The organism is Rhizobium sp. SL86 (assembly GCF_026672545.1).
GTDB lineage: Bacteria > Pseudomonadota > Alphaproteobacteria > Rhizobiales > Rhizobiaceae > Neorhizobium.
Genome location: NZ_JAPPRJ010000001.1, coordinates 2,215,725 through 2,240,917, shown reverse-complemented (window position 1 = coordinate 2,240,917; position 25,193 = coordinate 2,215,725). Strand labels below are relative to the sequence as shown.

Below are 25,193 nucleotides of genomic sequence, written 5' to 3'. Positions count from 1 at the left end.
GCGGCGAAAATCCCTGGCGAGGCGTGGTTATGCGAAGAGAGTGGCACTTCGCAGGCGCACACACAATTACCATTTTTGTGTTCTCTGTGTAGCCGAAATCGCTACACGGAATTCTTCGGTTTACGTGGCTTCGGCCGGTCGGCGCCGCGCATGAAACCTTCGATGAAATCCACCAGCTTACCGGCGGCAAAAGAGAGCTGTCGGTCGGGCGCCACACAGAGGTCGATCGCGGTGCGCACGCCCTTGCCGGCGGCCACCGGGATCGCCGCCATCATGCCGGATTGTATCTCACGCTGCACGGCCAGCGCCGGAAGAAGCGTCACCGCCGCCTGCTGCAGCACGAGTTCCTTCAGCATTTCCAGCGAGCCGGTGACAAAGACCGGATCAAGCTCCACGCCGATCTTGGCGAACTGTTCCTCAAACGCCTGCCGCGCACCAAAGCTCTTGTCCGGCAGGGCGAGCGGCAACGCCGCGATTTCCTTCAACGTTATCTCCGGTCGCTCCGCTGCCGGATGGCTGGCCCAGGTGATCACGTCATAGGTGATTTCCGAGCGCAGCCGTACCTTCACACCTGGCATCTTGGTGGCAAACAGGGTGACCACCAGATCGGCCTCCGCCGCCGCCAGTGCCTCGATGGCCTGGCGGGCGCTGGTGATCATCACCTCGAAACGCAGCTTCGGATACCGCAGCGAGAACTGTGCGAGCACCGGCGCGAGCAGATTGGCAACCGTCGCGCCATTCGCATAGATCACCACCCGACCCCGCTGCAGGCCCTGCAGGTCATCGATCAACTGGTGCACATGTTCCAGCTCGCGAAAGGTGCGCCCGGCGCGGGCCGCGAGAAGTTCGCCCGCCGCCGTCAGCTTGATGCCGCGGTTCGACCGCTCCACGAGCGCCGTGCCGAAATAATGCTCGAGATTCTCGATCTGCCGGCTGACGGCGGTCGGAGCCACGTTGAGGTTTTCGGCGGCCGCGCGCATCGAATTGGTGCGCACGAGCTCGTCGAAATACATGAGGGCACGAAGCTGCATGAAAAGTCCTGAAGGGTGAGAGGTTCGCCACCGGTGTCGTCAGGTCCGGCGAAAGCCTTCGCTCGCCACCAGCAGCTGGCGCGTATAATCCTGCGAAAAGGCACGCTTTTCCAGAGCCTCGACGGACACGGTCTCGACCATTTCGCCCTTGCGCATCACCGCCAGCCGGTCGCACATGTGGGAGACGACGCCAAGGTCGTGGCTGACCATCACGAAGGTGAGGCCGCGATCCTTGCGCGCCTGTTCCAGTAGGTTGAGGATCTCCGCCTGGATCGAGGCATCGAGCGCCGAGGTCGGCTCATCGAGCAGCAGGATTTTCGGTTCCAGGATCAGCGCCCGGGCAATCGCGATGCGCTGGCGCTGGCCACCGGAGAGCTGGTGCGAATAGCGGAACCGGAAACCGGAGCCCAGGCCCACCTCGTCGAGCGCGCGGGCGATGCGGGCGTCGACATCCGTAAAACCGTGGATTGCCAAAGGCTCCAGCAGCAGCCGGTCCACCGTCTGGCGCGGATGCAGCGACCCGTAGGGATCCTGGAACACCATCTGGACGGTACGATAGAAATCCCGATCGCGCCGGTGACCTTCATACCGCTTGCCGGAGACCGTCAGGGTCCCGCTTTCGAAGACGTTGAGGCCGGCAACGGCACGCAGCAGGGTGGACTTGCCGGAACCGGATTCGCCGACGAGGCCGAAGGATTCACCCTCGGCCACGCTCATGCTGACGCCGTTCAGCGCCACGAACTCATCAAAGACCACGACCATGTCGCGGACGGAGAGAACCTCACGCGTCATAGGGCCCACTCCGGCTTGCGCTCCAGAACCGGCAGGGGATGGCGATGGGAGCCGATCGTCGGCAGGCAATTCAAAAGTCCTTGCGTATAGGGATGTTGGGCCGCAGCGAGATTGGCAGAGGGCAGTTCCTCCACCACCCGACCGGCATACATCACGAGAACGCGGTCGCAGAAGGAGGAGACAAGCCGCAAATCATGGCTGATGAAGATCAGGCCCATGCCACGTTCGGCCACCAGCCGGTCGAGAATGGCGAGCACTTCGAGCTGCACCGTCACATCGAGCGCCGAGGTCGGTTCGTCGGCGATCAAAAGTTCCGGTCCGCAGACCAGCATCATGGCGATCATGATGCGCTGGCCCATGCCGCCCGAGACCTCGTGCGGATAAAGATCGAAAACACGCTCCGGATCGTGGATCTGCACCGCCTCCAGCATGGCAAGCGCCCGCTCCCGCCCTTCCCGCGATGAGACGTTCTCATGTGTCTTCAGGGTTTCGATGATTTGCCGGCCGATCGGCATCACCGGGTTCAGCGAATATTTCGGGTCCTGCAGGATCATCGCCACCCGCTTGCCGCGCAGGCTTCGGCGTTTGGCGGCAGAGGCCGACAAAAGGTCGATACCGTCAAAATTCAGTGTCTTTGCGGTGATCTTCGCGTGGCCGGGTGTGAGCCCCATGATGGCGCGGCCCGTCTGCGACTTGCCGGAGCCGGACTCGCCGACAATGCCGAGCCTTTCCTTGCCGAGCGTAAACGACACACCGCGCACCGCCTCCACCGTGCCGGTGCGGGTGGGAAAGGAAACGCGCAGGTCATCGACCGTCAGAAGCGGGGTCATTGTCCGGCCTCCTTCGGATCGAGCGCATCACGCAGACCATCACCCAGCAGGTTGAAGCCGAGGCTGACGATGAGGATCGCAAAACCCGGCATGGCGGCCACCCACCACTGGTCGAGGATGAAGCGGCGCCCGGAGGCGATCATCGCGCCCCATTCGGGAAGCGGCGGCTGGGCGCCGAGCCCGAGGAAACCAAGGCCCGCAGCCGTCAGGATGATGCCAGCCATATCGAGCGTGACGCGCACGATCAGCGAGGAGGTGCAGAGCGGCATCACATGGCGCAGCACGATGCGGAAGGGCGACGCCCCCATCAGCTTCACCGCAGAGATGAATTCCGAATTGCGGAAGGTCAACGTCTCGGCCCGTGCGATGCGGGCATAAGGCGGCCAGGAGGTCACGGCAATCGCGAGGATCGCGTTCTCGATGCCGGGCCCGAGTGCGGCCACCAGCGCGAGAGCCAGAACGAGCTTCGGAAAGGCGAGAAAGATATCGGTGATGCGCATCAGGATCGCATCCACCCAGCCGCCGGCATAACCGGAAACCGTGCCGACGATGAGGCCGATGGGGGCGGCAATGATCGCCACCAGAACGACGACCATCAGCGTCAGCCGCGAACCGTGGATCAGGCGCGAGAGAATGTCGCGGCCCTGATCGTCGGTGCCGAGCCAGTAACCGGCCGTGCCGGGGGGCAGAAGCCGGGCATTGCGCAGATCGCCCTGGACGGGGTTATGCGGCGCCAGCACATCGGCAAACAGGGCAACGAACAGCAGCCCCAGGATGATGCAGAGGCCCATCAGCGCAAGCCGATTTTCGGAAAACCGCCGCCAGATGACATAGGCACGGCCCAACCGCGCCTGCCGGCGGGAGGTCGGACGATCGGAGAGCAGCCAATCCCGGCTGTAGGGCTTCGGATCAGCAAGCGTGTTCATCGGCTGCGGGTCCTCGGGTCAAGCGTGCGGTACAGCGCATCGGAAAACAGGTTGATGCCGATGAACACGACACCGATGACGATGGTGCCGCCGAGGACGGCATTCATGTCGGCATTCTGCAGCGAATTGGTGATGTAGAGTCCCAATCCCGGCCAGGAGAAGATGGTTTCCGTCAGGACAGACCCTTCCAGCAGGCCGGCATAAGACAGCGCGATGACCGTCACCAGCGGCACCGCGGCATTGCGCAGCGCGTGGAACCAGATGATCCGGGTTTCCGACAGCCCCTTGGCGCGCGCCGCGACGATATATTCCTGGGAAAGCTCGTTCAGCATGAAGGAGCGCGTCATGCGGCTAATGTAGGCAAGCGAAAAATAACCGAGCAGTGAGGCCGGCAGGATGATGTGGCGGAACAGATCCCACAGCACATCCCATTGCCGTTGCCACAGGGCATCGATGAGGAAGAAGCCGGTCTGCGGTGTGAAGGTGAATTCGTAGACGATATCCATGCGGCCGGGATAGGCGACCCAGTTCAGCCGCGCATAAAAGACGAGCAGCGCGAGAAGGCCGAGCCAGAAAATCGGCACAGAATAGCCGATGAGGCCGATGATACGGACGATCTGGTCCGCCCAACTGCCGCGACGGACTGCGGCCAGCACGCCGAGCGGAATGCCGAAGACAGCGCCGATCAGGGTGCCGAGCGTCGCAAGCTCGATGGTCGCCGGAAAGACGCGGGCAATATCCGTCATCACCGGATTGGTGGTCAGCACCGAAGTGCCGAAGTTTCCGGTCAGCGCATCGCGGATGTAGAGGAAGAACTGCTGCCAGAGCGGCAGGTTCAGCCCGAGTTCCTCGCGCACACGCTCCACCACATGCGCCGGTGCGCGGTCGCCCACGATCGCCAGCGCCGGATCGATGGGGATGACGCGGCCAATGAAAAAGGTCACCGCCATCAACCCCAGAAAGGTGGTGATGACGGTCACGATGAAACCGAGGGTCGCGCGCAGGCGCTGACGGGCGCGACGTTTGCCGCGCCCTGCCCTCATTTGTGTGTCAAGCGTGCTCACCGGGATGACCTGACCGGATCAATCCTTGGAGATCGTGTAGACGAAGTTGGTGTCGAAGCTCGGGCCAAGCTTCAGGCCCTTCAGCTTCTTCGAATAACCGGCCACTTCCGTCTGCTGGAAGATCAGCACGAAAGGACCGCTTTCCAGAACCTTTTTCTGCAGGCTCTTGTAGATCTCGGCGCGCTTGGCGCTGTCCTTCTCGATGAGGGCCGACTGCGTTTCCTTCGTCAGCTCCGGCACATCCCAGGCATTGCGCCAGGCCAGCGTCTTGTTCTTGCCGGCATCCGAGTTGTCGTAGTTGATCGTGAAGGTTTCCGCATTCGAGTTCGGGTCGAAATAGTCCGAACCCCACTGGCCGATATAGATGTCGTGCTGGCGGGCGCGGTACTTGGTCAGTGTCTGCTTGCCGTCACCCGGAATGATCTCGAGCTTGATGCCGGCCTGCGCCAGCGTCTGCTGCACGCTTTCGGCAATGCCCGTGACCGGCTGCGTGTTGCGCACGTCCATGGTGACGGTGAAGCCGTCCTTCAGGCCGGCCTTGGCCAGCAGTTCCTTGGCCTTGGCCACGTCCAGCTTGTAGGGGTTCTCATCCAGCGCACCGAGCTGCCCCTTCGGCAGGAAGGTCTGGTGGATCTCGCCGATGCCCTTGATCAGCGTAGCGCCGATCGCATCGTAATCGACCAGATACTTGAAGGCTTCGACCACTTCCGGCTTCGCCAGGTTGGGGTTTTTCTGGTTGAGGCTGAAGTAATAGACCGTGCCCTTCGGGGCCGAGGTGATCGCCAGACCGTCCTTCTTCGACACGGCATCCATGTCGCCGGGTTCGAGGTTGCGGGCAATGTCGATATCACCGTTTTCCAGCGCCAGGCGCTGGCCGGAGCTTTCCTTCATGTGGCGGTAGACCACGCGCTTCAGCTTCGGCTTCTCGCCGTAATAGTTCGGATTGGCTTCCATGATGACGGCTTCATTCGCCTTCCAGCCGAGGATCTTGTACGGGCCGGAACCGGCATAACCGGTCTTCAGGAACTCGTTGCCGAAATCGGTGTCCCACTTGTATTCGGCGGTCGGCGTCACGGCCTTCGCCTTCTCCATCGTCGCCTTCTTGTCGACGACGGAAGCAACCGTTGCGGTCAGCACGTTGAGAACGAAGCTCGGCGCATAGGGCTTGTCGACGGTCAGCACGAAGGTGCTCGGATCCGTCGCCTTTGCCTTTTCCGTCACGTTGTCGCCCTTAAGGCCGAACTGGGTGAGCAGGAAGGCCGGCGACTTGTCGAGCTTGACGGCACGCTCGAACGAGAAGGCCACGTCGTCCGCCGTCACCGGATTGCCGGAGGCGAATTTCAGGCCCTTCTTCAGCTTGAACGTATAGGTGAGGCCATCCTCCGACGTCGACCAGCTCTCGGCAAGATCGCCCACGACCTTCGACGTGTCGCTGATGTCGATCGAGACCAGCTTGCTGTAGGTGTTGCCGGTGATTTCCGCCGTCGACAGTTCGAAGGCCTCGCCCGGATCGAGCGAGATGATGTCATCGATGGCAAAACCTTCCACCAGCGTATCGGCGGGCGTCGCGGCAAAGGCGTGCGGTGCCGAAAGCATGACCAATGACAGCGCAGCACTGGTCGTCAGAATCCGGAGGTTGCGATTGAACGCGGTGATCATGGTCATGAGTTCCCTGTTTTTGTTGTGTTTAGAGCAGGTAGAAAGTGGGTCCGTCAACGCGGCTCGTGCCAGGTTTTTGAAAGAACCCTCAGCCAGTTTTCCCGGCACAGCTTTGCGAGATCGTCGGAAGCGTAGCCCGCGTATTTTAGCGCCGCAACAAGTTTCTGATTGCCGGCTGCGTCTGCAATGTCGTGCGGCACGGTGGCGCCATCGAAGTCCGAGCCGAGCGCGACACAATCGATTCCCATGCGTTCAACCATGTAATCGATGTGGCGAACCATCAGGTCGAGGCTGGTGTTGGCATCGTCACGCGCATCCGGCCGAAGCATCGTCACGGCGTAGTTCAACCCGACAATGCCTTGACGTTCGCGGATCGCATCCATCTGCCGGTCCGTCAGGTTGCGGGCAACGGCGGTCAGCGCATGCACGTTGGAATGGCTGGCGATCAGCGGCGCATCGGAGGTCTTTGCCACATCCCAGAAACCCTTCTCGGTGATGTGGGCGAGATCGATGGCAATGCCCATCCGGTCGCAGGCCCTCACCAGTTCGAAACCGAGGTCCGTCAGGCCGGGACCGGCATCCGGGGACATCGGAAAGGCGAAGGGCACGCCATGGCCAAACGCATTGTTGCGGCTCCAGACCGGCCCGAGCGAGCGCAGGCCGGCCGCATAGAAGACCTCGAGCGCGGCAAGGTCGGCGTCCAGTGCCTCGCAGCCTTCCATGTGCACGACCGCGGCAAAGATGCCATCCTCCATCGCCCGGCGGATCTCGTCGGTCGAGCGACAGATGCGCCAGGCACCGGCCTTGTCCAGACGGTGGGCCAATGCCAGCTTTTCGATCGCGATATCCAGCGAGGGAGCCCGTTCCAACGGCGAGGCCAGTGGCGTGTGGTAATGGCCGTTGGCATCCGGTTCCTTGAGAATCAGGTCACCCGATGGGATGTAGATGGCGCAAAGGCCGCCGGCCAGACCACCCGCCTTTGCGCGCGGACCATCGATATGGCCCTCCCGCGTGCCCATGGCGAACTCCGCCAACGGGTCTGCACCATTGCGCATATTGCGCCACAAACGCAGAAGCACATCATTGTGGCCATCAAAGACGAATTCCATTGGGACGCTTTTCCGAATTTTCGACATGAGACATGTTGCAGCGCGATCCTAGGCCGATCCGGAAAGGGACCGCAAGCTGCAATTTTCCTGATCACAGGGACCAGTAGCCGTCCTTGATTTTCGTCAGCCTGGGCGTGCAGACGGCGCCGCAAACCTGGTTCCACCAGTCCACTCCACAGGATTCGAGGGTGGAATGCCAGCGATCCGATTGCAGCATGGCCGCACCGATGGCGATAGGTTCGACATCGATCGACCGCAGGAGTGACAGGCCGGCGAGTATGGAACTGCCGCTGGAGATCACGTCATCCACCAGCGCCACGCGCCTGTTCTTCAGCAGCGGCAGCATGCGGGGGTCGACGTAGAGCCGCTTCACCTGGTCCGGCGTGGTGATCGACGACAGAGGCACCGACAGCCTGTCCTCGTACCAGAATTTGCGCGAAGTCCCGAGCGGCACGTAGCGGGAATGGCCGAGATGGCGGGCGACGGCGGCGGCGAGCGTCAGCCCCAGTGTCGGCAGACCGACCACAACATCCGGCGAAAAGGCAGACAGCCGCCGGGCCAGATCCTCCGCCAGCACTTCCACAACCGCAAAACTTGCCTGGTTGATGATCAGCGAGGCGAGCGCGTGTTGTCCATCGGGAAGCGGGCGGATCGGCAGGCGGATCTGCCGGCCATCCGCAAGCTCTGCCGGATAGAAGCCGGAAAACGGGCCCGAGGCGGCAAAGGTCCCCGGTTGATGGATTTCCTGCCAGAAGTCATGGGGCTCAATCTCATGCGGCATCAGAAACTCCGGCATCAGGCATAATAGGGTTCGTCCCGCCAGCGGCCGACTTCCTCGATCAGCCAGCTGCGAAACAGCGCGACGGGACGGAATTCCATCCGTGTTATGGGCGCCACGACATAATAGGAACTCGGGCTCCTGACCTGCAGCGGCAGTGCCTGCACGAGATCACCGGCCTTCAGTTCCGCCTCGATCAGGAAGAGCGGCATCAGCGCCACACCAAGCCCGGCGCTGCAGGCCTGGCCGACGCTGGCGAACTGTTCGAACCGCATGCCGGGCGCCGGCGTGCCAGCCACACCCTGCGTCTCGAAGAAGTGCGCCCAGGCCCCGGGACGCGAGGCCATGTGCAGAAGCGGCAGCCCCAACAGGTCCTGCGGCTTTGCCACCGGGTTCTCGGCCAGGAAGGCCGGGCTGCAGATCGGCGCCACCATTTCGTCCATCAGGAAGGTGCAGTCCGCCCCCGGCCAGTTCGGCTGGCCGATGTGGATCGCCACATCGAGCCCGTCCTGCTCGAAATCGAAGATGCCGATGCGGGTGGCGAAGTTCAGCGTGATCTCCGGATGCGCTGCGACGAAACGGGGGATGCGCGGCAGAAGCCAGCGGGTGCCGAAGGTCGGAAGCATCGCAAGATTCAGCGTGTCGCCATGTTTTTTCGTCATGGCCTGCAATGAGGCTGCCCGGATCTGCGAGAGTGCGGCGCCGATCGATTTGGCATAGGCGCGGCCCGGCTCCGTCAGCGAAACACCGCGGCTGCTGCGATCGAAGAGCAACAGCCCAAGCTGTTCTTCCAGCCCGGAAATCTGGCGGCTGATCGCCCCTTGCGTCAAGGACAGCTCATCGGCGGCGGCGGAAAAACTGCCAAGCCGCGCCACCGATTCAAAGGCGGCGAGGGCACTGGTGGAGGGAAGAAGACGGCGGCTCACATTGCTCATGGCGCATTCCTAACGCTCATAACGGCGTGAGTAAACGGCGCTTTACGCGGTGCACCGTATCGCCGATAGTTTGTCCAGCATTTCCGATGGAGGATTTTTGACGTGAGCGACCGTGCCGCCTTTTCCTGGGAAGATCCCTTCCTGCTCGACGACCAGCTGACCGAAGACGAGCGAATGATCCGCGAGGCGGCCGCAGCCTTTGCCAAGGCCGAGCTTCTGCCGCGCGTCAACGAAGCCTACCTCTCCGAAACCACGGCGCCGGAACTGTTTCCGCTGATGGGTCAGGCCGGTCTGCTGGGCGTGACGCTGCCGGAAGAATATGGCGCGGCCAACGCATCCTATGTCGCCTACGGTCTCGTCGCCCGCGAAGTCGAGCGCATCGACAGTGGCTATCGCTCGATGATGAGCGTACAGTCCTCGCTCGTGATCTACCCGATCTACGCCTACGGCTCGGACGCGCAGAAACAGAAGTACCTGCCGGGCCTCGTCTCCGGCGAACTCATCGGCTGCTTCGGCCTCACCGAGCCGGATGCCGGCTCCGATCCGGGCGGCATGAAGACGCGCGCCGAAAAGATCGACGGCGGTTATCGCCTGCGCGGCTCGAAGATGTGGATCTCCAACGCACCGATCGCCGATGTCTTTGTCGTCTGGGCGAAGTCGGAAGCGCACAACAACGAGATCCGCGGTTTCGTGCTGGAAAAAGGCATGAAGGGCCTCTCCGCCCCGAAGATCGGCGGCAAGCTGTCGCTGCGCGCCTCGATCACCGGCGAAATCGTCATGGATGGCGTCGAAGTGTCGGAAGAGGCGCTTCTGCCGAACGTGTCAGGACTCAAGGGTCCGTTCGGCTGCCTCAACCGTGCCCGCTACGGTATTTCCTGGGGGGTCATGGGGGCCGCGGAAGATTGCTGGCTGCGCGCCCGCCAGTACGGTCTCGACCGCAAGCAGTTCGGCAAGCCGCTCGCCGGCACCCAGCTCTACCAGAAGAAGCTTGCCGACATGCAGACGGAAATCGCGCTTGGCCTGCAGGGCAGCTTGCGCGTTGGCCGCCTGATGGACGAGCACAAGATGGCGCCGGAAATGATCTCCATCGTCAAACGCAACAATTGCGGCAAGGCGCTCGACATCGCCCGCCAGGCCCGCGACATGCACGGCGGCAACGGCATCCAGATCGAATACCACGTGATGCGCCACGCGCAGAACCTGGAAACGGTCAACACCTATGAGGGAACGCATGACGTGCATGCGCTGATCCTTGGCCGTGCACAGACTGGCATCCAGGCGTTTTTCTGAGCCTGTTTTAGAAACGTGAAAAATGCGACGGCGGGTTCTCCCGCCGTCAAATTTATTTAATCATACTTTTCAAATCCCGCCGTTGATTGTCGCCGCCAAGTGTCCTACGTCAGGGACCGAACCTTCCAGCCGCGACCCGGGTATTCCCAAGCGCCCGCTCTCTCGCGATCTTTCCGACTGAAACGAGGTCACCATGCATACCTATCCCGACACCCAGCTTTTCATCGCCGGCGAATGGCGCGACGCCATCAGCGGCAAGACCATTCCCGTGGAAGACCCCGCGACCCAGGAGATCATCGGCAAGATCGCCCATGCGGAAAAGGCTGACCTGGATCTGGCGCTCGAAGCCGCGGACAAGGGTTTCCAGATCTGGCGCAACACCTCGGCCTTCGAGCGTTCGAAGATCATGCGCAAGGCCGCCGATCTGCTGCGTGAGCGTATCGATTATATCGCCTGGCTGATGACGCGCGAACAGGGCAAGCCGATCGCCCAGTCGAAGGCGGAAATCACCAACGCGGCCGACACCATCGACTGGTTCGCCGAAGAAGCCCGCCGCACCTATGGCCAGATCATTCCGGCCCGTTTTGGCGGCGTTTCCAACATGGCGATCAAGTTCCCGGTTGGCCCGGTGGCGGCCTTCACGCCGTGGAACTTCCCGATCAACCAGGTCGTGCGCAAGCTTTCGGCTGCCGTTTCGGTCGGCTGCTCCATCATCGTCAAGGCTCCGGAAGAAACCCCGGCCTCCCCGGCTGAACTCATCCGCGCCTTCGCCGATGCGGGCGTTCCGGCAGGCGTCGTCAACCTGGTCTACGGCGTTCCGGCGGAAATTTCCGAATACCTCATCCCGCACCCGGTCATCCGCAAGATCTCCTTCACCGGCTCGACCCCGGTCGGCAAGCATCTGGCAGCACTCGCCGGCAAGCACATGAAGCGTGCGACGATGGAACTCGGCGGTCATGCGCCGGTCGTCGTGTTCAACGATGCCGATCTCGACAAGGCGATCGAAGTCTCGGCAGCGGCGAAGTTCCGCAATGCTGGCCAGGTCTGCGTCGCGCCCACCCGCTTCCTGATCCAGGACGGTGTTGCCGACCAGTTCATCGAAGGCATCGTCAAATATGCGGAAAACCTGAAGGTCGGCAACGGCCTGGAAGCCGACGTGACCATGGGCCCGCTCGCCAACGAGCGCCGCATCCCGGCCATGGAAGACATGATCAACGACGCCGTTTCCAAGGGTGCTGTCCTGAAGACCGGCGGCAAGCGCATCGGCAACAAGGGTCATTTCTTCGAACCGACCGTGCTGACCGACGTCCCGACCTCGGCCAAGATGATGAACGAGGAGCCCTTCGGCCCCATCGCCATCGTCAACCGCTTCTCGACGCTGGACGAGGCGATGGAAGAGTCCAACCGCCTGCCGTTCGGCCTTGCGTCCTACGCCTTCACCTCCTCGGTCAAAACCGCGCACGCCCTTGGCCAGCGCATGGAAGCCGGCATGCTGACGATCAACCACAACGGCTTTGCCATTCCGGAAGTACCGTTCGGCGGCGTCAAGGATTCGGGCTACGGCACGGAAGGCGGTTCGGAGGCTGTGGAAGCCTATCTCGAAACCCGCTTCGTCAGCCAGATGAACTGACGTTCGGTCCGCGTAACCGAGCTTATCGAGACCGGCCGGCAGCCCATGCCGGCCGGTCTTTTTTATGCCCCTTGCCGGGTAGCCGGGAACACGCTACGAAACAAAAGAAGAACAAACGGAGCGTTTGATGACCACCACGGCAGCTGAACCGTCACCTTTGTTGAAGGAGATCTTCAACCGCGAGCGTCTCCAGCATTTTGCCGATGAACTGTGCGGGATCGAACCGGGTTTTGACCCTCAGCGCTTCATTGCACTCGCAAGCCGCGACCTTGAAAACCTGTCGATCATGCAGCGGCTGCGACAGGTGGCCGAAACTTTCCATCACACGCTGCCCGGCGACTATCGCCACAAGCTGTCAGTCCTGCGGGAACTGGCGCCGCGCATCAACCACGGCTTCGCCTCCATAGCCCTGCCGGAATATGTCGCCCTGTATGGACGCACCGACCGGCAGGTCTCCCTGCAGGCGCTGCATTTCTTCACCCGATTCGGTTCGTCGGAGTTTGCCATCCGCCCCTTCCTGCAGGACGACCTGGAGGCGACGCTTGAGGTCATGCAAGACTGGGCCGTGGACGAAAACGACCATGTTCGGCGGCTGGCGAGCGAAGGCTGCCGCCCGCGTCTGCCCTGGTCCTTCCAGCTGAAACAACTGATCGTAAACCCGGACCCGGTCTGGCCGATCCTCGACAGGCTGCGCAGCGATCCGAGCCTTTATGTCCGCAAATCCGTTGCCAACCACCTGAACGACATCACCAAGGATCATCCGGACTGGGTGCTGGAAAAGGTAGGCGCTTGGCCGGCCGACAACACCCACACGAAATGGATCATCCGGCAGGCGCTGCGCACGCTCGTCAAGAAGGGCCATCCGTCGGCTCTGGCGCAGCTCGGCGCAACACAGGCTGCGAAGGTCGAAATCGAGACCTTCGCAGTGACACCTGCGGCAGTACTCTTGGGGCAGACCGTCGAGCTGCAGGCCGTCATCCGTTCGACGAGCGCCACGGACCAGACACTCGTGGTGGATTATGCCATCCATTATGTGAAGAAATCCGGCGAGAGTTCCGCCAAGGTCTTCAAGTGGAAGGAAGTGGTGCTCGCGCCGAACCACGCCCTGTCCTTGTCGATCCGCCGTCCGATCCGCAACTTCACGACACGTGTCCATTACCCTGGCACACATCGCGTGGATCTTCTGGTCAATGGTTCCGCGGTGGCATCAACCCAGTTCGAACTCACCGTCTGACGGGCTCAGGAAAGCGCAAACACCTTCGCCCGGCGCAGCGTCACGAAGCCGGCCTCGCCGGCGGCAATCTCGCGCTCCGGCTCGACGTCGAATTCCAGCACCTCGCCGCTTGCGGCTGAGGCGATCACCCGGCGTTCGCCGGGACGGTCGAGCACGCGCGTGACGGTGGCAGAGACACCCGGTCCCTGCAGCGACCAGTCGAGATCGCGCGGGCGGGCAAAGATTTCCGCCGGACCATCGGCCACGCCCGGCGCGGCAACCTCCGCACCGCCGGCCATCGCCCGGCCTCCACGCACCTCACCCGTCAGGCGATTTGCGTCGCCTAAAAATTTCAGCACGAAGGCATCCTTCGGATCACGGCACACCGCCTGCGGCGTGCCCTGCTGGACGATCCGGCCCTCTTTCAGGATCACGACGCGATCGGCGAGATCCAGTGCCTCCTCCTGGTCATGCGTCACGAAGATCGTCGTGATGCCGAGCTCCTGGTGGATCTCGCGCAGCCAGCGGCGCAGGTCGTGGCGCACATTGGCGTCGAGCGCACCGAAAGGCTCGTCCAGCAGCAGCACCTTGGGATCGACGGCAAGCGCACGGGCCAGCGCCACGCGCTGGCGCTGGCCGCCGGAGATCTGGCCAGGGAAGCGGTCGCCGAGCCCCTCCAGCCGCACGAGCTTCAGGAGTTGCGCCACGCGGGCGGCGATCTCCGCCTTGCTGCGCTTCACCTTCGACACACTCATGCCGAAACCGATATTCTCCGCCACCGTCATATGCGGGAAAAGCGCATAATGCTGGAAAACGAAACCGACGCCGCGGTCACGCACCGGAATGTCCGTCGCGTCCTGATCGCCGAAATAAATGTGCCCGCCATCGGCATATTCGAGGCCGGCGACCATGCGCAGGATCGTCGTCTTGCCCGAACCGGAGGGACCGAGGAGCGCCACCAGTTCGCCGCTTTCGATCTCCAGCGAAACGCCGTGCACGGCGCGAAACGTGTCAAAGGTCTTGATGACGTTGTCGAGGCGGATCTTCATGGGCGGTTTCCTTGAGGGGCGGCGTCAGTGCCGAGCGCCTTGCGGCGGCCGGCGCCACGGCGCTCCAGCGCGACCTTGGCAATGATGGTGAAGACGGCGAGCAGCGCCAGAATGGAGGCCGAAGCAAAGGCGCCGGCCGCCTGATAGTCATGGTAGAGAAGCTCGATATGCAGCGGCAGCGTGTTGGTCTGGCCGCGAATATTGCCGGAGACGATCGAGACCGCGCCGAATTCGCCCATCACGCGGGCATTGCAGAGCACAACGCCATAAAGCAGCGCCCACTTCACATTCGGCAACGTGACGGCAACGAAAGTGCGCCAGCCGGAGGCGCCGAGCGAGGTCGCGGCTTCCTCCAGATCGCGTCCCTGCGCCTGCATCAGCGGGATCAGCTCGCGCGCAACGAAGGGGGCGGTCACGAACATAGAGGCCAAAACGATGCCCGGCAGCGCAAACAGGATCTTCACGTCATAGGCATCGAGCAGCGGGCCAAAAATGCCCTGCAGTCCGTAGACGAAAAGATAAGCGACCCCAGCAACGATCGGCGAGACCGAGAACGGGATTTCGATCACGACCAGCAGCAGGCGCTTTCCCGGAAAATCAAACTTGGTGATCGACCAGGCGGCTGCGATGCCGAAGGCGGTATTGACCGGCACGGCGATCAGCGCGGTGACCACCGTCATCATGATCGCGTGCCGCGTATCGGGATGATCGAGTGTGGCGACATAGGTCTGCCAGCCTTGGCTGAAGGCTTCGACGCCGATGATGACGAGAGGCGCGAGGATCAGCAGCGCGCCGAGGACCAGCACGATGCCGATCAGCGTGCGGCGGAAGAGCGGGGCGTCGCCGACGCGCGGCGGTTTGCGGCGGTGGTTGGTGTCACTCATCGGCCTATCCCTTCACCGTATAACGCAGGGCACGGGCCTGCATCCAGTTGGTGATGGCAAGCATCACGAAGGCAGTGATCAACAGCACGGAGGCAATCGCCGCCGCTGCCTGATAATCATATTCCTCCAGGCGGATGAAGATCAGAAGCGCGGTGATTTCCGTCTTCATCGGCTGGTTGCCGGCAATGAAGATGATGGCACCGAACTCACCCAGCGAGCGCGCGAATGAAAGCGAAGTGCCGGCCAGAAGCGCGGGACTGAGAAGCGGCAGGATGACTTTGCGGAAGATCGTCCAGTCCGAACCGCCGAGCGATTGCGCCGCCTCTTCGAGTGCCGGATCGAGATCCTCCAGCACCGGCTGCACCGTGCGCACGATGAAGGGCAGGCTGGTGAAGCACATGGCAATCATGATGCCGAGCGGCGTATAGGCGACCGTAATGCCCAACTGGCCGAGCACCGAGCCGAACCAGCCATTCGCGGAAAACAGCGCCGTCAGCGAAATGCCGGCCACCGCCGTCGGCAACGCAAAGGGCAGGTCCACCATGGCGTCCACCAGTCGGCGGCCGGGAAAACGGTAGCGTGTCAGCACCCAGGCGAGCGCGAGACCGAAAAACAGGTTGAAGACGGTGGCGGCAAGCGCGGCGAGCACCGTCACCCGATAGCTCGCGACGGAGCGTGGCGAGGAGACGATCGACCAGTATTCAGCCGGCCCGAGGCTTGCGGCCTTCACCGCCAGCGCCGCGAGCGGCAAAAGCACGATCAAGCCGACATAAAAGAGCGTAACCCCGAGCGACAGGCGCAGCCCGGGAAGGACATTGCGTTTCACGGATGCTGTTCCCGCCTTCAACACGCAAGCCCGGCGTTCATCCGCCGGGCTGCAATCCATTCATTGGGGTGGGGATTAGCGGCTGCCATACAGCTTGTCGAGCGCGGCACCCGATGCAAAATGCTCCTTCTGCACCTTGTCCCAGCCGCCGAACACATCCTCGACCTTCACGAGGCGCACCTCGGGAAATTCGCTGGCAAATTCCGCCTTGACCTTGGCATCGTGCACGCGATGGCCGAACTGAGCGGCAACACGCTGGCCTTCCTCGCTATAGAGGAAATCGAGATAGGTCTTGGCGAGTGTCTCGGTCCCGTGTTTCTTGGCGACCTTGTCGACCACGGCAACCGGGAATTCGGCGAGCAGCGAGACGGAGGGGATGACGCTTTCCACCTTGTCGGCGCCATACTGCTTGGCGATGCCGCGGGTTTCGGCTTCAAAGGTGATCAGCACATCGCCGATCTGGCGTTCGACAAAGGTGGTCGTGGCGGCACGGCCGCCGGTATCAAAGACCGGCACGTTGTCAAAAATCTTCTTCACGAAGGCCTCGACCTTCTCCTCGTCACCACCAAAGGCTTCGCGGGCATAGGCGGATGCAGCGAGATAGGTGTAACGGGCATTGCCCGAGGTTTTCGGGTTCGGGAAGACCACCTTCACGTCGTCACGGACGAGATCGTTCCAGTCCTTGATGTTCTTCGGGTTTCCGGCGCGCACCAGGAAGGACGGGAAGGAATAGAAGGGCGAAGCCGCATTGGGGAAGCTCTTCTGCCAGTCCTTCGAGACGAAACCCTGCTTCACCAGGAAATCGATGTCGGTCACCTGGTTGAAGGTCACGACATCCGCCTCCAGACCTTCAACAATGGCGCGGGCCTGTTTGGAGGTGCCGGCATGCGACTGGTCGATCGTGACACCCGGATTGACCTTGATGAAGGCTTCGTTTTCCGCAGCGAACAGTTCGCGTGCGATGTCGTAGGAGGCGTTCAGCAGCTTTTTCGGCTCCTGCGCGAGGGCGGGCCCGGTGATGAGGGCGGCGAGCGCGGTGCCGAGGATCAGGAGGCGTTTCATGGAATTCTCCAGTCGAGTTCAATTGACCGGAGTCTAGTGCCCATGCAGGGGCGAAGCGAGGAACCACACACCTGCCGCAAATGGTCGAACGGGAAATTTCCACTCATTCCGTCAAAGAACGGCGATGCCCATTCCAATGACATGGAATGGGCATCGCATCAGGCCGCAACGGCAGGAGTAGGCGCTCGCCGCCAGAAATCACTCCGCTGCCGGGCTCATCCCGATCGGCGGCTGCTCATGCGGCCTGTCGTCATTGTCTCCCGACGATAGCTTGGCGGCCTTCGGTTCGCGTCCGAAGAAGAGCGCATAACCGGCCGGCAGTACGAGGATGGTCAGAAGCGTCGCGACCAGGATGCCGCCCATCATCGCATAGGCGAGCGGCCCCCAGAACAGACCGCGGGAAATCGGGATCAGCGCCAGAACCGCCACCAGCGCCGTCAGCATGATGGGCCGGAAACGGCGCACGGCGGCCCCGACGATCGCCTCACGCCGCGCCATGCCAGTCGCGATATCCTGGTCGATCTGGTCGATGAGGATGATCGAGTTGCGGATGATGATGCCGAGCAGCGCGATGACACCCAGGATGGCAACGAAGCCGAAGGGTGCTCCGGTAATCAGCAGGGCAGCCGCCGCCCCGATGATGCCGAGCGGGCCAGTGGCCAGCACCAGCATCGCCTTGCCGAAATGCTGCAGCTGGATCATCAGAAGCACCAGGATCACGAAGAGCATGACCGGCGCCTTGGCGGCAATCGACATCTGGCTTTCGGCGGCATCCTCCGCGCCGCCCTGGATCTCGACGGCGTACCCGGCGGGCAGCGTGTTGCGCAGATCCGCCATGCCCTGATACATTTTCAGCGCCAGATCGTTGGGCTCGACGCCATCCGGCACGGTGGCCTTGACGGTGACCGTCGGCAGGCGATCGCGCCGCCATTCGATGCCGTTTTCCTGCACGGGCACCACACGGGCGATCTGCGAGACCGGCACGAAGGCGCCGCTATCGGTCGGGATATAGACGCTTTCGACCGCGGTCAGCAGCTTGCGCGTCTCATCCGGCTCGCGGGCGACGATGGAGACGGTTTCCTCGCCATCGCGGAACTGGCCGAGCTCGGCACCGGACACGGCCGCATACAGCATCTGCCGGACCCGTTGCGAGGAAACGCCAAGAGCGCGGGCGCGGTCCTGGTCGATGACGAGCTTCATCGTCGTCACCGGCTCCAGCCAATCGTCATGTATGGTACCGAGCAGCGGGTTTTCGTGGAAACGTTGCTTCACCTGATCGGCGATCACGCGCACCTCCTCCCGGTCCGGACCGGAGACACGCATCTGCACGGCCCAGCCAACCGGCGGCCCAAGGAACAGGCGATCCACCTTGCTGCGGACCGTGGGGAAGTCTTCCGCCAGGATCTTGCGCAGCTTGAGGATCATCCGTTCCCGCTCCTCAAGCCCGTTCGACATCACGAGAAGCTGGGCGAAGTTCGGATTACGCAGCTGCTGATCGAGCGGCAGGAAGAAGCGAGGCGCACCCTCGCCGATAAAGGTCGCGACGAACTTTTTGTCGGGATCATCGATGATCTTGGCTTCGAGGGCCTTGGCCTGGCGTTCCACCTCCTCGATCGCCGTGCCTTCCGGCAGCCACATATCGACCAGGATTTCCGGCCGCGAAGACTGCGGGAAGAAGCTTTGCGGAATGAACTGGAAGGCCCAGAGGCTGGTGCCGAAGGTCAGCAAGGTCGCCATCAGCACGACGAGCCGGTGACGAACACACCAGGCGACGGTGGCTCTCAGACCACGATAGAAACGGGTATCGTAGACATCGTGATGCGTGCCGGCATGCGCCCGCTGCTTCAGGATCATGTAGCCGAGCCAGGGCGTGAAGTAGACCGCCACGAACCAGGATGTGACGAGCGCGATGCCGACGACATAAAAGAGCGAGCGGACATATTCACCCGCCGTCGAATCCGCGAAGCCGACCGGAATGAAGCCTGCGGTGGTGATCAGCGTTCCCGTCAGCATCGGAAAGGCGGTGGAGGAGTAAGCGAAGGTGGCGGCATCGAGTTTCTCCAGCCCCTCCTCGAGCTTGCGCTCCATCATCTCCACCACGATCATCGCATCATCGACCAGAAGGCCGAGCGCGATGATGAGCGCGCCGAGCGAAATGCGCTGCAGCTCGATGCCGAGTTCGTACATGATGGCAAGCGTTGCCGCGAGAACGAGCGGGATGGTGATGGCAATCACGATGCCGGAGCGCCAGCCGATCGACAAAAGCGAGACGACCAGCACGATGACCAGCGCTTCCAGCAGCGCCTGGGTGAACTCGCCGATCGCCTCGTGCACCACTTCCGGCTGGTTGGAGATCTGTTCGACGGCCACACCGATCGGCAGCGCGTTTTCAAAGCGCTGATAGGTTTCCTCCACCCAGGTCCCGACATCAGTGACCTTGTAGCCGTTTTGCATAACGACGCCGACTTCCACCGCATCCTTGCCATTAAAACGGAACTTGCGGTCATAGGGCTCGATCAGGCCGCGCGAAACGGTGGCGATATCGCCGAGACGAAAGACCTGATTGCCGCTGCGGATGCGCAGTTCGCGCACATCTTCCGGCGTGCGCACGCCGCCTTCGACCGAAATGCGCACCGAACGCGCGGCCGTCTGCACGCTGCCGGCAGGGTCGATCTCGTTCTGGCCGGCCAACGCGTCACGGATATTGGTGAGCGTCAGCTTGCGCTCGGCAAGCGCCTTGGAGGAAATGTCGATATAGATGCGTTCCGGCTGGTCGCCGAGGATGGAGACCTTCTCGACCCCCTTGGTGGCGAGCAGCATGTCGCGCGCCTGAATGGCGAAATCCTTGAGTTCGGGATAGGAATACCCCTCACCGGTGATCGCGTGGAGCGTGATGTAGGTATCGCCGAACTCATCGTTGAAATAGGGTCCGAGGAGATCGCTCGGCAGGTCCTGCTCGATGTCGCCGATCTTCTTGCGCACCTGGTAGAAGGCGTCCTTCACCTCGGCAGCATTGGTATTGCCCTTGATCTGAACCGTCGTGATCGATGAGCCGGCGCGCGTATAGGATTTCACCCAGTCGAGATGCGGGGTTTCCTGCAGCTTGCGCTCGATCTTGTTGACCACCTGGTCCTGCATCTCCTCGATGGAAGCGCCGGGCCACACGGCCTGCACCACCATGACGCGGAAGGTGAAATCGGGATCTTCCTTCTGGCCCATGTTCAGGATGCCAAGACCACCGATGACGATGATCAGCCCGAACAGGAAACGACCGATGCTGGGATGGGCAATCGCCCAGCGCGAAAGGTTGAAGGACTGCTTCTTCGGGGCCGTCTTGTCAGAAGGGCTCATGGCGGCGGTTTCCTGTGCTGGACGGCGTTTTTCAGGATTGTGTCAAAGAGGCGGGAGCCACCGGCTCCTGCGCGCTGCGCACGCCTGCTTCGTAAAGGCGCACCTTCATGTCTTCACGCATGAACTGCGTGCCGGCAGCCACCACGAGATCGCCCGCGGCAATGCCCTGCGTCACCCGCACGCCATCGCCGGCAAAACCGGCAACCGTGACCGGTCGTTGCTTCACCGTTTCCGTCTGGCGGTCTACCAACCATACGACCGCCTGGTCGCCCTGGCGCGACAGAGCCGCAAGAGGCAGAACGAAGGCCGGCTGCGCATCATCCGTTTTGACGGAAACGCTCGCCGTCATGCCCAGAAGAACGTTCGGGTCATCCGGCAGGCTGATCCGAACCGCAAAGGTGCGCGACTGGCTGTCGGCACTGCCGGCGATTTCGCGGACCTTGCCCTCGAGCGCCAGGTTCGCATGGGACCAGAAGCCGGCATTGACCGTCTTCCCGGCACGGAACTCGCCGATATCTGTTTCCGGCACGGCAATCGCCACCTCCTTGGCGCCATCCTGCGCGACCGTGACGACCGGCGAACCGGCGGCAACCACCTGGCCGGCTTCCGCACTCGTCGCGGTGACGATGCCATCGACATCGGAGGTCAGCACCGTATAGGCGACACGGTTTTCCGCCTGTTCCAAGGCAGACTTTGCCGCATCGCGTGAGGACACGGCCTGATCATAGGCCAGCTGGCTCTGTTCCAGCGTCGATTGCGAGGTGATGCTCTTTTCCTGCAGGATCTGCACGCGGTTGAGTGCAAGGCGGGAGATTTCCACCTGCTTTTCAGCCGAGGCAAGCTGCGCTTCCGCCTGCCGGACCGACAGTTCGTAATCGATGGGATCGAGACGGGCGAGAACGTCACCGGGCTTCACCCGCTGGCCCACATCGACAAGCCGCTGCGTGACCTTGCCATCAACCCGGAACCCCATGGCGATTTCGGTGCGCGCACGGATCGAGCCGGAATATTGCAGGACCCGCCCTTCGTCAGGCTTCGTCACCTCGACCACCTTGACGGGACGGACCACCTCCGGCGCCTCGGCCTTTTCCTGACTGCAGCCGGCAAGCCCGATGAGGGCAAGCCCGAGCGCAAGGTTCTTCCAGTGCGCAAACCCTGTGACCGACATAAGCGGCTTCCTCCGAAAGATGGCCACGAGGGCCGATCGTGACTATTTCAATGCTTTAATCACAAAATCCGCCAGGATATCCGGCGTGATGGCTTCATCATATGCGATCTTCTTGGCGACCAGTTGCGGGTGGCAGAGCGAGACACCGCAACACAGGAAACATTCCGCCGCCAACGACGGATCCTGCTCGCGAAACTCGCCGGACCGGATACCGTCACGGATCAGATCGGCCACCAGCGCCCGCATGCGTGACAGATGTTCTTCGATGACCGGCCATTGCTGGTCGAGAGCAACAAGCACCATTTCATGCACCCGCTCTTCTTCGAGCATGGTCTCCACCGTGATGCGATGGACCAAAAGCAGGTGGCTTTTCAGCCGCTCTTCCGCAGACCCTCCACCGCTGGCATTCTCCTTCACCACCTCATACTGGGCATTCAGCATACGCCGTGCCAGCGCCTGATGGATCTCGGCCTTGGAGGAAAAGAAGCGGTAGATGTTGGCGGGCGACATCGACAGTTCGCGCGCAATGTCCGCCACATTGGTCTTGGCATAACCGTAATGCTTGAAGAGACGCTCGGCCGCATCAAGGATCTTCCCGACATTTTCCTGGCGGGCGGCATCGGTCGGTTGTGCGGACACATCGCTCATGGGGGCTGCCGAGTTATGACTGACGAATTTTGAATTTCGTCAGTCATAACTCGGCACTCGGCTCCTGTCAATGCGAAGCTCCGTGGAGACGGCGCGTGAGGCGGTGGAATGGCAGAGCCTCGCGCGAACCTTTGTCCCTCCTGCGGCGTTGGAGGACACACCCACAACAGGAGAACCAGCCATGGTGTTCAAGCCCCAGAGTTTTCACGAGGAAGAGCCGGTCGTGGAGCAGGAATTTCCGCCGGATGCCGTGCTGGAAACCAACGTGGCCTCGGCACTCGCCAGCGCCGGCGGCCTTGATGCGACCGATGTCAGCGTGATCGTCGACGGTTCCGTGGTCACCCTTCGCGGCACCGTGCTGTTGGCCGGTGAGGTCGTGCGGGCGGAAGAAGTCGCGCTTTCCGTCCCCGGCGTCTCAGCAACCGAGCACGACCTGCGCGCCCGCCAGCCGTAGCGTGCCACCAAAACAGCCGATACAGAAAACCCGGGAAGGCGACACCTCCCCGGGTTTTTCCTGCTGATTTGCCGGGCTGACGCGTCAGCGCGGCAGGGCGTAGGCGATGACGTAATCGCCGGGTTTCGTTCCGACCGAACCGTGACCACCGGCAACCATCACGACGAACTGGCGTCCATCATCGACGGAATAGGTCATCGGAGTTGCCTGGCCGCCCGCCGGCAGGCGTGCTTCCCACAGCTGTTCGCCGCTCGTCAGGTTGTAGGCGCGCAGATAGTTGTCGACTGCGGCACCCAGGAAGACGACGCCACCCTTGGTGATCATCGGTCCGCCGATGCCCGGCACGCCGAGCTTGAAGGGCAGCGGCAGCGGCGTCATGTCGTAGACGGTGCCGTTCTTCTTTTTGTAGGCGATTTCGCCCGTGCGCAGGTCGGCGCCCGCGACATAACCCCATGGCGGCGCCTGGCAGGGGATCTGCAGCGGCCCGAGGAAGGGACCCATCTTCACGGCGTAAGGTGCCCCTTCGTTGCGGTTCAAGCCCTGTTCGGAGGCTTTTTCGTCGGCTCCCTTCGGCGGCACATCAGCACGCGGCACAAGCTGCGAGGTGAAGGCGAGATAGGTCGGCATACCGAACATCACCATGCGTTCCGGATCCACCGCGACGGAACCCCAATTGAAGGTGCCGAAATTGCCGGGATAAACGAGCGTTCCCTGCAGCGAAGGCGGTGTGTACTGCCCTTCATATTTCAGCTGCTTCAGGCGGATGCGGCACACCATCTGGTCGAACATGCTGACACCCCACATATCGCGACCTTCCAGCGTACGGGGCCGGAAGGTGAGCGCCGTGATCGGCTGGGTGGGCGCCGTGAAATCCTCCGGGATCGCACCACCCGGCGCCGGAATTTCGCGGATCGGCCTGACCGGCTCGCCGTTGCGGCGATCGAGGACGTAGATATCGCCCTGCTTGGTCGGGCCAACCAGCGCCGGGATCTGCGCGCCGTCCGGCATGGTCAGATCCAGCAGCACCGGCTGGGCCGGTACGTCCATGTCCCAGAGATCGTGATGCACCGTCTGGCGCACCCAGCGGTCCGCACCGGTGTTGATGTCGAGCGCGACGATCGAGGAGGAATATTTCTCGACGTTTTCCGAGCGGTTCATGCCGAGCTGGTCCGGCACCTGATTGCCGAGTGGAATATAAACGAGGCCGAGCTGCTCATCGACGCTGAAGATCGACCAGCTGTTCGGCGAATTGGCCGTATAGGTCTGCCCCTCCGGCAGCGGTGCCGTTTCCGTCGGATTGCCGGAATCCCAGTTCCAGATCAGCTGGCCGGAATTGACGTCGAAGGCCCGGATGACGCCGGACTGCGAGCGGATCGAATAGTTGTCGTTGACCGCACCGCCGATGATGATCTTGCCGGCAGCAATCACCGGAGGCGACGTCGAATAATAATAACCGGCCGGATTATAGGGCATGCCCTGTTCGAGGCGAAGGACCCCGTTTTCGGCAAAACCGGTGCAGACTTGGCCATTGGTGGCGTCAAGCGCGATCAGCCGGGCATCGGATGTCGGCAGGTAAACGCGCTGGGCGCAGGCCTGTCCCGGCTGAGCCGCCGGATCGGCGTAATAGGTCACGCCGCGGCAGGTCTGGTGCTGACGATCCGGGTTCAGGCCGACATTGGGATCGTATTTCCACTGCTCCTTGCCGGTCGTCGCGTCGATCGCGATCGCCCAGTTGTGCGGCGTGCAGAGATAGAGCGAATTACCCACCTTCAGCGGGGTCACCTGATAGGTGGTTTCGCCGACATCCTCCGGCAGCTTCACGTCGCCCGTCTGGTAGCGCCAGACCTCCTGAAGGTTGGAGACGTTTTCAACGTTCACCTGGTCAAGCGGCGAATAACGCTGGCCATAGGGTGTCCGTCCGTACTGATGCCATTCGCCGGGAGGCACGTCACCGCCGAGATTGGGAGCGGCCGCCACCTGTTGCTCCGGCAGACGACCTTCCATGTCCGTGGTGTTGATGAACATCGACAGGACGGCAACGGCGACGGACACGAGAACCGCCGCCGCCAGAGGACCGGCGCTCGCCGCATAACGAAATCCGGTATTCGGGCTCTGGAACCCGAGCGGCTTGCGGATCCAGGGCATCAGCAGCCAGATGCCGAGAACGATGATGACGCCGCCCCGCGGCCCCAGCTGCCACCAGTCCAGCCCGACCTCCCAGACCGCCCAGAGCAGCGAGCCGATGACGATGAGCGCATACAAAAGAAGCGCCATCGACCGGCGCATGTAAAGCAGGATGGCGGTGAGCAGGAAGGCAAGGCCGGTGATGAGGTAATACACGCTTCCGCCGAGCATCAGCAGCTGCGCACCCCCGGCCGCCAACGCAATCCCGATCAAAGCGAACAGGATGGCAGTGATGGTAACGGACATATCAAAAATCCCAAAAACGGACGTTCAGGCGATGGAATGAAAAGGGCTGACTGCAGAACCGTGC

Annotated in this window: 21 protein-coding genes; 4 read left to right on the top strand and 17 right to left on the bottom strand. The window is 62.3% G+C overall.

The genetic code is table 11. The annotated features are described in order from the left end of the window. Window positions 1-101: 101 nt before the first annotated feature. The 9 genes from OU993_RS11030 to OU993_RS10990 form a co-directional block, all read right to left on the bottom strand. Entirely contained in the window at window positions 102-1,031 is a 930-nt protein-coding gene (locus OU993_RS11030) for a LysR family transcriptional regulator (RefSeq protein WP_268157002.1), read from the bottom strand. A 39-nt stretch (window positions 1,032-1,070) separates the two neighbouring features. Then, on the bottom strand, window positions 1,071-1,823 hold the full coding sequence (locus OU993_RS11025) for an ABC transporter ATP-binding protein (RefSeq protein ID WP_268157001.1): 753 nt from the start codon (window positions 1,821-1,823) through the stop codon (window positions 1,071-1,073). Next, complete coding sequence (locus OU993_RS11020; RefSeq protein ID WP_268156999.1) at window positions 1,820-2,653, bottom strand: ABC transporter ATP-binding protein; 834 nt, start codon at window positions 2,651-2,653, stop codon at window positions 1,820-1,822. Before OU993_RS11020 ends, OU993_RS11025 begins: the two co-directional genes overlap by 4 nt. Further along, window positions 2,650-3,579, bottom strand: a complete 930-nt coding sequence (locus OU993_RS11015) for an ABC transporter permease (RefSeq protein WP_268156997.1) — start codon at window positions 3,577-3,579, stop codon at window positions 2,650-2,652. Before OU993_RS11015 ends, OU993_RS11020 begins: the two co-directional genes overlap by 4 nt. Then, window positions 3,576-4,622: an ABC transporter permease gene (locus OU993_RS11010; RefSeq protein WP_442792947.1), complete on the bottom strand. Its 1,047-nt coding sequence runs from the start codon at window positions 4,620-4,622 to the stop codon at window positions 3,576-3,578. Before OU993_RS11010 ends, OU993_RS11015 begins: the two co-directional genes overlap by 4 nt. A gap of 39 nt (window positions 4,623-4,661) precedes the next feature. Then, the gene (locus OU993_RS11005; protein WP_268157663.1) at window positions 4,662-6,302 is read right to left on the bottom strand and encodes an ABC transporter substrate-binding protein; all 1,641 of its coding nucleotides are present in this window, start codon (window positions 6,300-6,302) and stop codon (window positions 4,662-4,664) included. A 53-nt stretch (window positions 6,303-6,355) separates the two neighbouring features. Next, on the bottom strand, window positions 6,356-7,411 hold the full coding sequence (locus OU993_RS11000) for a dipeptidase (RefSeq protein ID WP_268156994.1): 1,056 nt from the start codon (window positions 7,409-7,411) through the stop codon (window positions 6,356-6,358). A gap of 91 nt (window positions 7,412-7,502) precedes the next feature. After that, window positions 7,503-8,192 carry a phosphoribosyltransferase gene (locus OU993_RS10995; protein ID WP_268156992.1) on the bottom strand — a complete coding sequence of 230 codons (690 nt, stop codon included), beginning with the start codon at window positions 8,190-8,192 and terminating at the stop codon, window positions 7,503-7,505. 14 nt (window positions 8,193-8,206) lie between these two features. Further along, window positions 8,207-9,124, bottom strand: a complete 918-nt coding sequence (locus OU993_RS10990) for a LysR family transcriptional regulator (RefSeq protein ID WP_268156991.1) — start codon at window positions 9,122-9,124, stop codon at window positions 8,207-8,209. Between the two features lie 102 nt (window positions 9,125-9,226). On the opposite strand from OU993_RS10990, the gene OU993_RS10985 reads away from it, so the two are divergent. The 3 genes from OU993_RS10985 to OU993_RS10975 all read left to right on the top strand — a co-directional run bounded on the left by OU993_RS10985 (window position 9,227) and on the right by OU993_RS10975 (window position 13,278). Next, complete coding sequence (locus OU993_RS10985) at window positions 9,227-10,414, top strand: acyl-CoA dehydrogenase (RefSeq protein ID WP_268156989.1); 1,188 nt, start codon at window positions 9,227-9,229, stop codon at window positions 10,412-10,414. A gap of 193 nt (window positions 10,415-10,607) precedes the next feature. Further along, window positions 10,608-12,044, top strand: coding sequence for an NAD-dependent succinate-semialdehyde dehydrogenase (locus tag OU993_RS10980; RefSeq protein WP_268156988.1), 1,437 nt, complete (start codon window positions 10,608-10,610; stop codon window positions 12,042-12,044). 127 nt (window positions 12,045-12,171) lie between these two features. Beyond that, window positions 12,172-13,278 carry a DNA alkylation repair protein gene (locus OU993_RS10975; protein ID WP_268156986.1) on the top strand — a complete coding sequence of 369 codons (1,107 nt, stop codon included), beginning with the start codon at window positions 12,172-12,174 and terminating at the stop codon, window positions 13,276-13,278. A 5-nt stretch (window positions 13,279-13,283) separates the two neighbouring features. Here OU993_RS10975 and OU993_RS10970 read toward each other — a convergent pair whose 3' ends face one another. From OU993_RS10970 to OU993_RS10940, 7 genes are all read right to left on the bottom strand, one after another. Further along, window positions 13,284-14,306, bottom strand: a complete 1,023-nt coding sequence (locus OU993_RS10970; protein ID WP_268156985.1) for a sulfate/molybdate ABC transporter ATP-binding protein — start codon at window positions 14,304-14,306, stop codon at window positions 13,284-13,286. Next, the gene (cysW, locus tag OU993_RS10965; RefSeq protein WP_268156984.1) at window positions 14,303-15,190 is read right to left on the bottom strand and encodes a sulfate ABC transporter permease subunit CysW; all 888 of its coding nucleotides are present in this window, start codon (window positions 15,188-15,190) and stop codon (window positions 14,303-14,305) included. The genes OU993_RS10970 and cysW overlap by 4 nt, the downstream gene beginning before the upstream one ends. A 4-nt stretch (window positions 15,191-15,194) precedes the next feature. Further along, window positions 15,195-16,016 carry a sulfate ABC transporter permease subunit CysT gene (cysT, locus tag OU993_RS10960; protein WP_268156982.1) on the bottom strand — a complete coding sequence of 274 codons (822 nt, stop codon included), beginning with the start codon at window positions 16,014-16,016 and terminating at the stop codon, window positions 15,195-15,197. A 75-nt stretch (window positions 16,017-16,091) separates the two neighbouring features. Further along, window positions 16,092-17,078 (bottom strand): thiosulfate ABC transporter substrate-binding protein CysP, encoded by a 987-nt coding sequence (cysP, locus tag OU993_RS10955; protein WP_268156980.1) that lies wholly within the window; start codon window positions 17,076-17,078, stop codon window positions 16,092-16,094. Window positions 17,079-17,276: 198 nt separating this feature from the next. After that, on the bottom strand, window positions 17,277-20,429 hold the full coding sequence (locus OU993_RS10950; RefSeq protein ID WP_268156979.1) for an efflux RND transporter permease subunit: 3,153 nt from the start codon (window positions 20,427-20,429) through the stop codon (window positions 17,277-17,279). 31 nt (window positions 20,430-20,460) lie between these two features. Continuing rightward, on the bottom strand, window positions 20,461-21,597 hold the full coding sequence (locus tag OU993_RS10945; RefSeq protein WP_268156977.1) for an efflux RND transporter periplasmic adaptor subunit: 1,137 nt from the start codon (window positions 21,595-21,597) through the stop codon (window positions 20,461-20,463). Between the two features lie 42 nt (window positions 21,598-21,639). Further along, window positions 21,640-22,245 carry a TetR/AcrR family transcriptional regulator gene (locus tag OU993_RS10940; RefSeq protein WP_268156975.1) on the bottom strand — a complete coding sequence of 202 codons (606 nt, stop codon included), beginning with the start codon at window positions 22,243-22,245 and terminating at the stop codon, window positions 21,640-21,642. A 181-nt stretch (window positions 22,246-22,426) separates the two neighbouring features. Between OU993_RS10940 and OU993_RS10935 the strand changes: the two genes are divergently transcribed. Continuing rightward, window positions 22,427-22,699: a BON domain-containing protein gene (locus OU993_RS10935; protein WP_268156973.1), complete on the top strand. Its 273-nt coding sequence runs from the start codon at window positions 22,427-22,429 to the stop codon at window positions 22,697-22,699. A gap of 84 nt (window positions 22,700-22,783) precedes the next feature. Here OU993_RS10935 and OU993_RS10930 read toward each other — a convergent pair whose 3' ends face one another. Then, on the bottom strand, window positions 22,784-25,129 hold the full coding sequence (locus tag OU993_RS10930; RefSeq protein WP_268156972.1) for a glucose/quinate/shikimate family membrane-bound PQQ-dependent dehydrogenase: 2,346 nt from the start codon (window positions 25,127-25,129) through the stop codon (window positions 22,784-22,786). Between the last annotated feature and the right edge of the window lie 64 nt (window positions 25,130-25,193).

What these genes read in the sequence shown, in the direction of transcription:
- OU993_RS11030 (WP_268157002.1), bottom strand. Translation starts at nt 1,031, where the DNA reads ATGCAGCTTCGTGCCCTCATGTATTTCGACGAGCTCGTGCGCACCAAT.
- OU993_RS11025 (WP_268157001.1), bottom strand. Translation starts at nt 1,823, where the DNA reads ATGACGCGTGAGGTTCTCTCCGTCCGCGACATGGTCGTGGTCTTTGAT.
- OU993_RS11020 (WP_268156999.1), bottom strand. Translation starts at nt 2,653, where the DNA reads ATGACCCCGCTTCTGACGGTCGATGACCTGCGCGTTTCCTTTCCCACC.
- OU993_RS11015 (WP_268156997.1), bottom strand. Translation starts at nt 3,579, where the DNA reads ATGAACACGCTTGCTGATCCGAAGCCCTACAGCCGGGATTGGCTGCTC.
- OU993_RS11010 (WP_442792947.1), bottom strand. Translation starts at nt 4,622, where the DNA reads ATGAGGGCAGGGCGCGGCAAACGTCGCGCCCGTCAGCGCCTGCGCGCG.
- OU993_RS11005 (WP_268157663.1), bottom strand. Translation starts at nt 6,302, where the DNA reads ATGATCACCGCGTTCAATCGCAACCTCCGGATTCTGACGACCAGTGCT.
- OU993_RS11000 (WP_268156994.1), bottom strand. Translation starts at nt 7,411, where the DNA reads ATGGAATTCGTCTTTGATGGCCACAATGATGTGCTTCTGCGTTTGTGG.
- OU993_RS10995 (WP_268156992.1), bottom strand. Translation starts at nt 8,192, where the DNA reads ATGCCGCATGAGATTGAGCCCCATGACTTCTGGCAGGAAATCCATCAA.
- OU993_RS10990 (WP_268156991.1), bottom strand. Translation starts at nt 9,124, where the DNA reads ATGAGCAATGTGAGCCGCCGTCTTCTTCCCTCCACCAGTGCCCTCGCC.
- OU993_RS10980 (WP_268156988.1), top strand. Translation starts at nt 10,608, where the DNA reads ATGCATACCTATCCCGACACCCAGCTTTTCATCGCCGGCGAATGGCGC.
- OU993_RS10975 (WP_268156986.1), top strand. Translation starts at nt 12,172, where the DNA reads ATGACCACCACGGCAGCTGAACCGTCACCTTTGTTGAAGGAGATCTTC.
- OU993_RS10970 (WP_268156985.1), bottom strand. Translation starts at nt 14,306, where the DNA reads ATGAAGATCCGCCTCGACAACGTCATCAAGACCTTTGACACGTTTCGC.
- cysW (WP_268156984.1), bottom strand. Translation starts at nt 15,190, where the DNA reads ATGAGTGACACCAACCACCGCCGCAAACCGCCGCGCGTCGGCGACGCC.
- cysP (WP_268156980.1), bottom strand. Translation starts at nt 17,078, where the DNA reads ATGAAACGCCTCCTGATCCTCGGCACCGCGCTCGCCGCCCTCATCACC.
- OU993_RS10950 (WP_268156979.1), bottom strand. Translation starts at nt 20,429, where the DNA reads ATGAGCCCTTCTGACAAGACGGCCCCGAAGAAGCAGTCCTTCAACCTT.
- OU993_RS10945 (WP_268156977.1), bottom strand. Translation starts at nt 21,597, where the DNA reads ATGTCGGTCACAGGGTTTGCGCACTGGAAGAACCTTGCGCTCGGGCTT.
- OU993_RS10940 (WP_268156975.1), bottom strand. Translation starts at nt 22,245, where the DNA reads ATGAGCGATGTGTCCGCACAACCGACCGATGCCGCCCGCCAGGAAAAT.
- OU993_RS10935 (WP_268156973.1), top strand. Translation starts at nt 22,427, where the DNA reads ATGGTGTTCAAGCCCCAGAGTTTTCACGAGGAAGAGCCGGTCGTGGAG.
- OU993_RS10930 (WP_268156972.1), bottom strand. Translation starts at nt 25,129, where the DNA reads ATGTCCGTTACCATCACTGCCATCCTGTTCGCTTTGATCGGGATTGCG.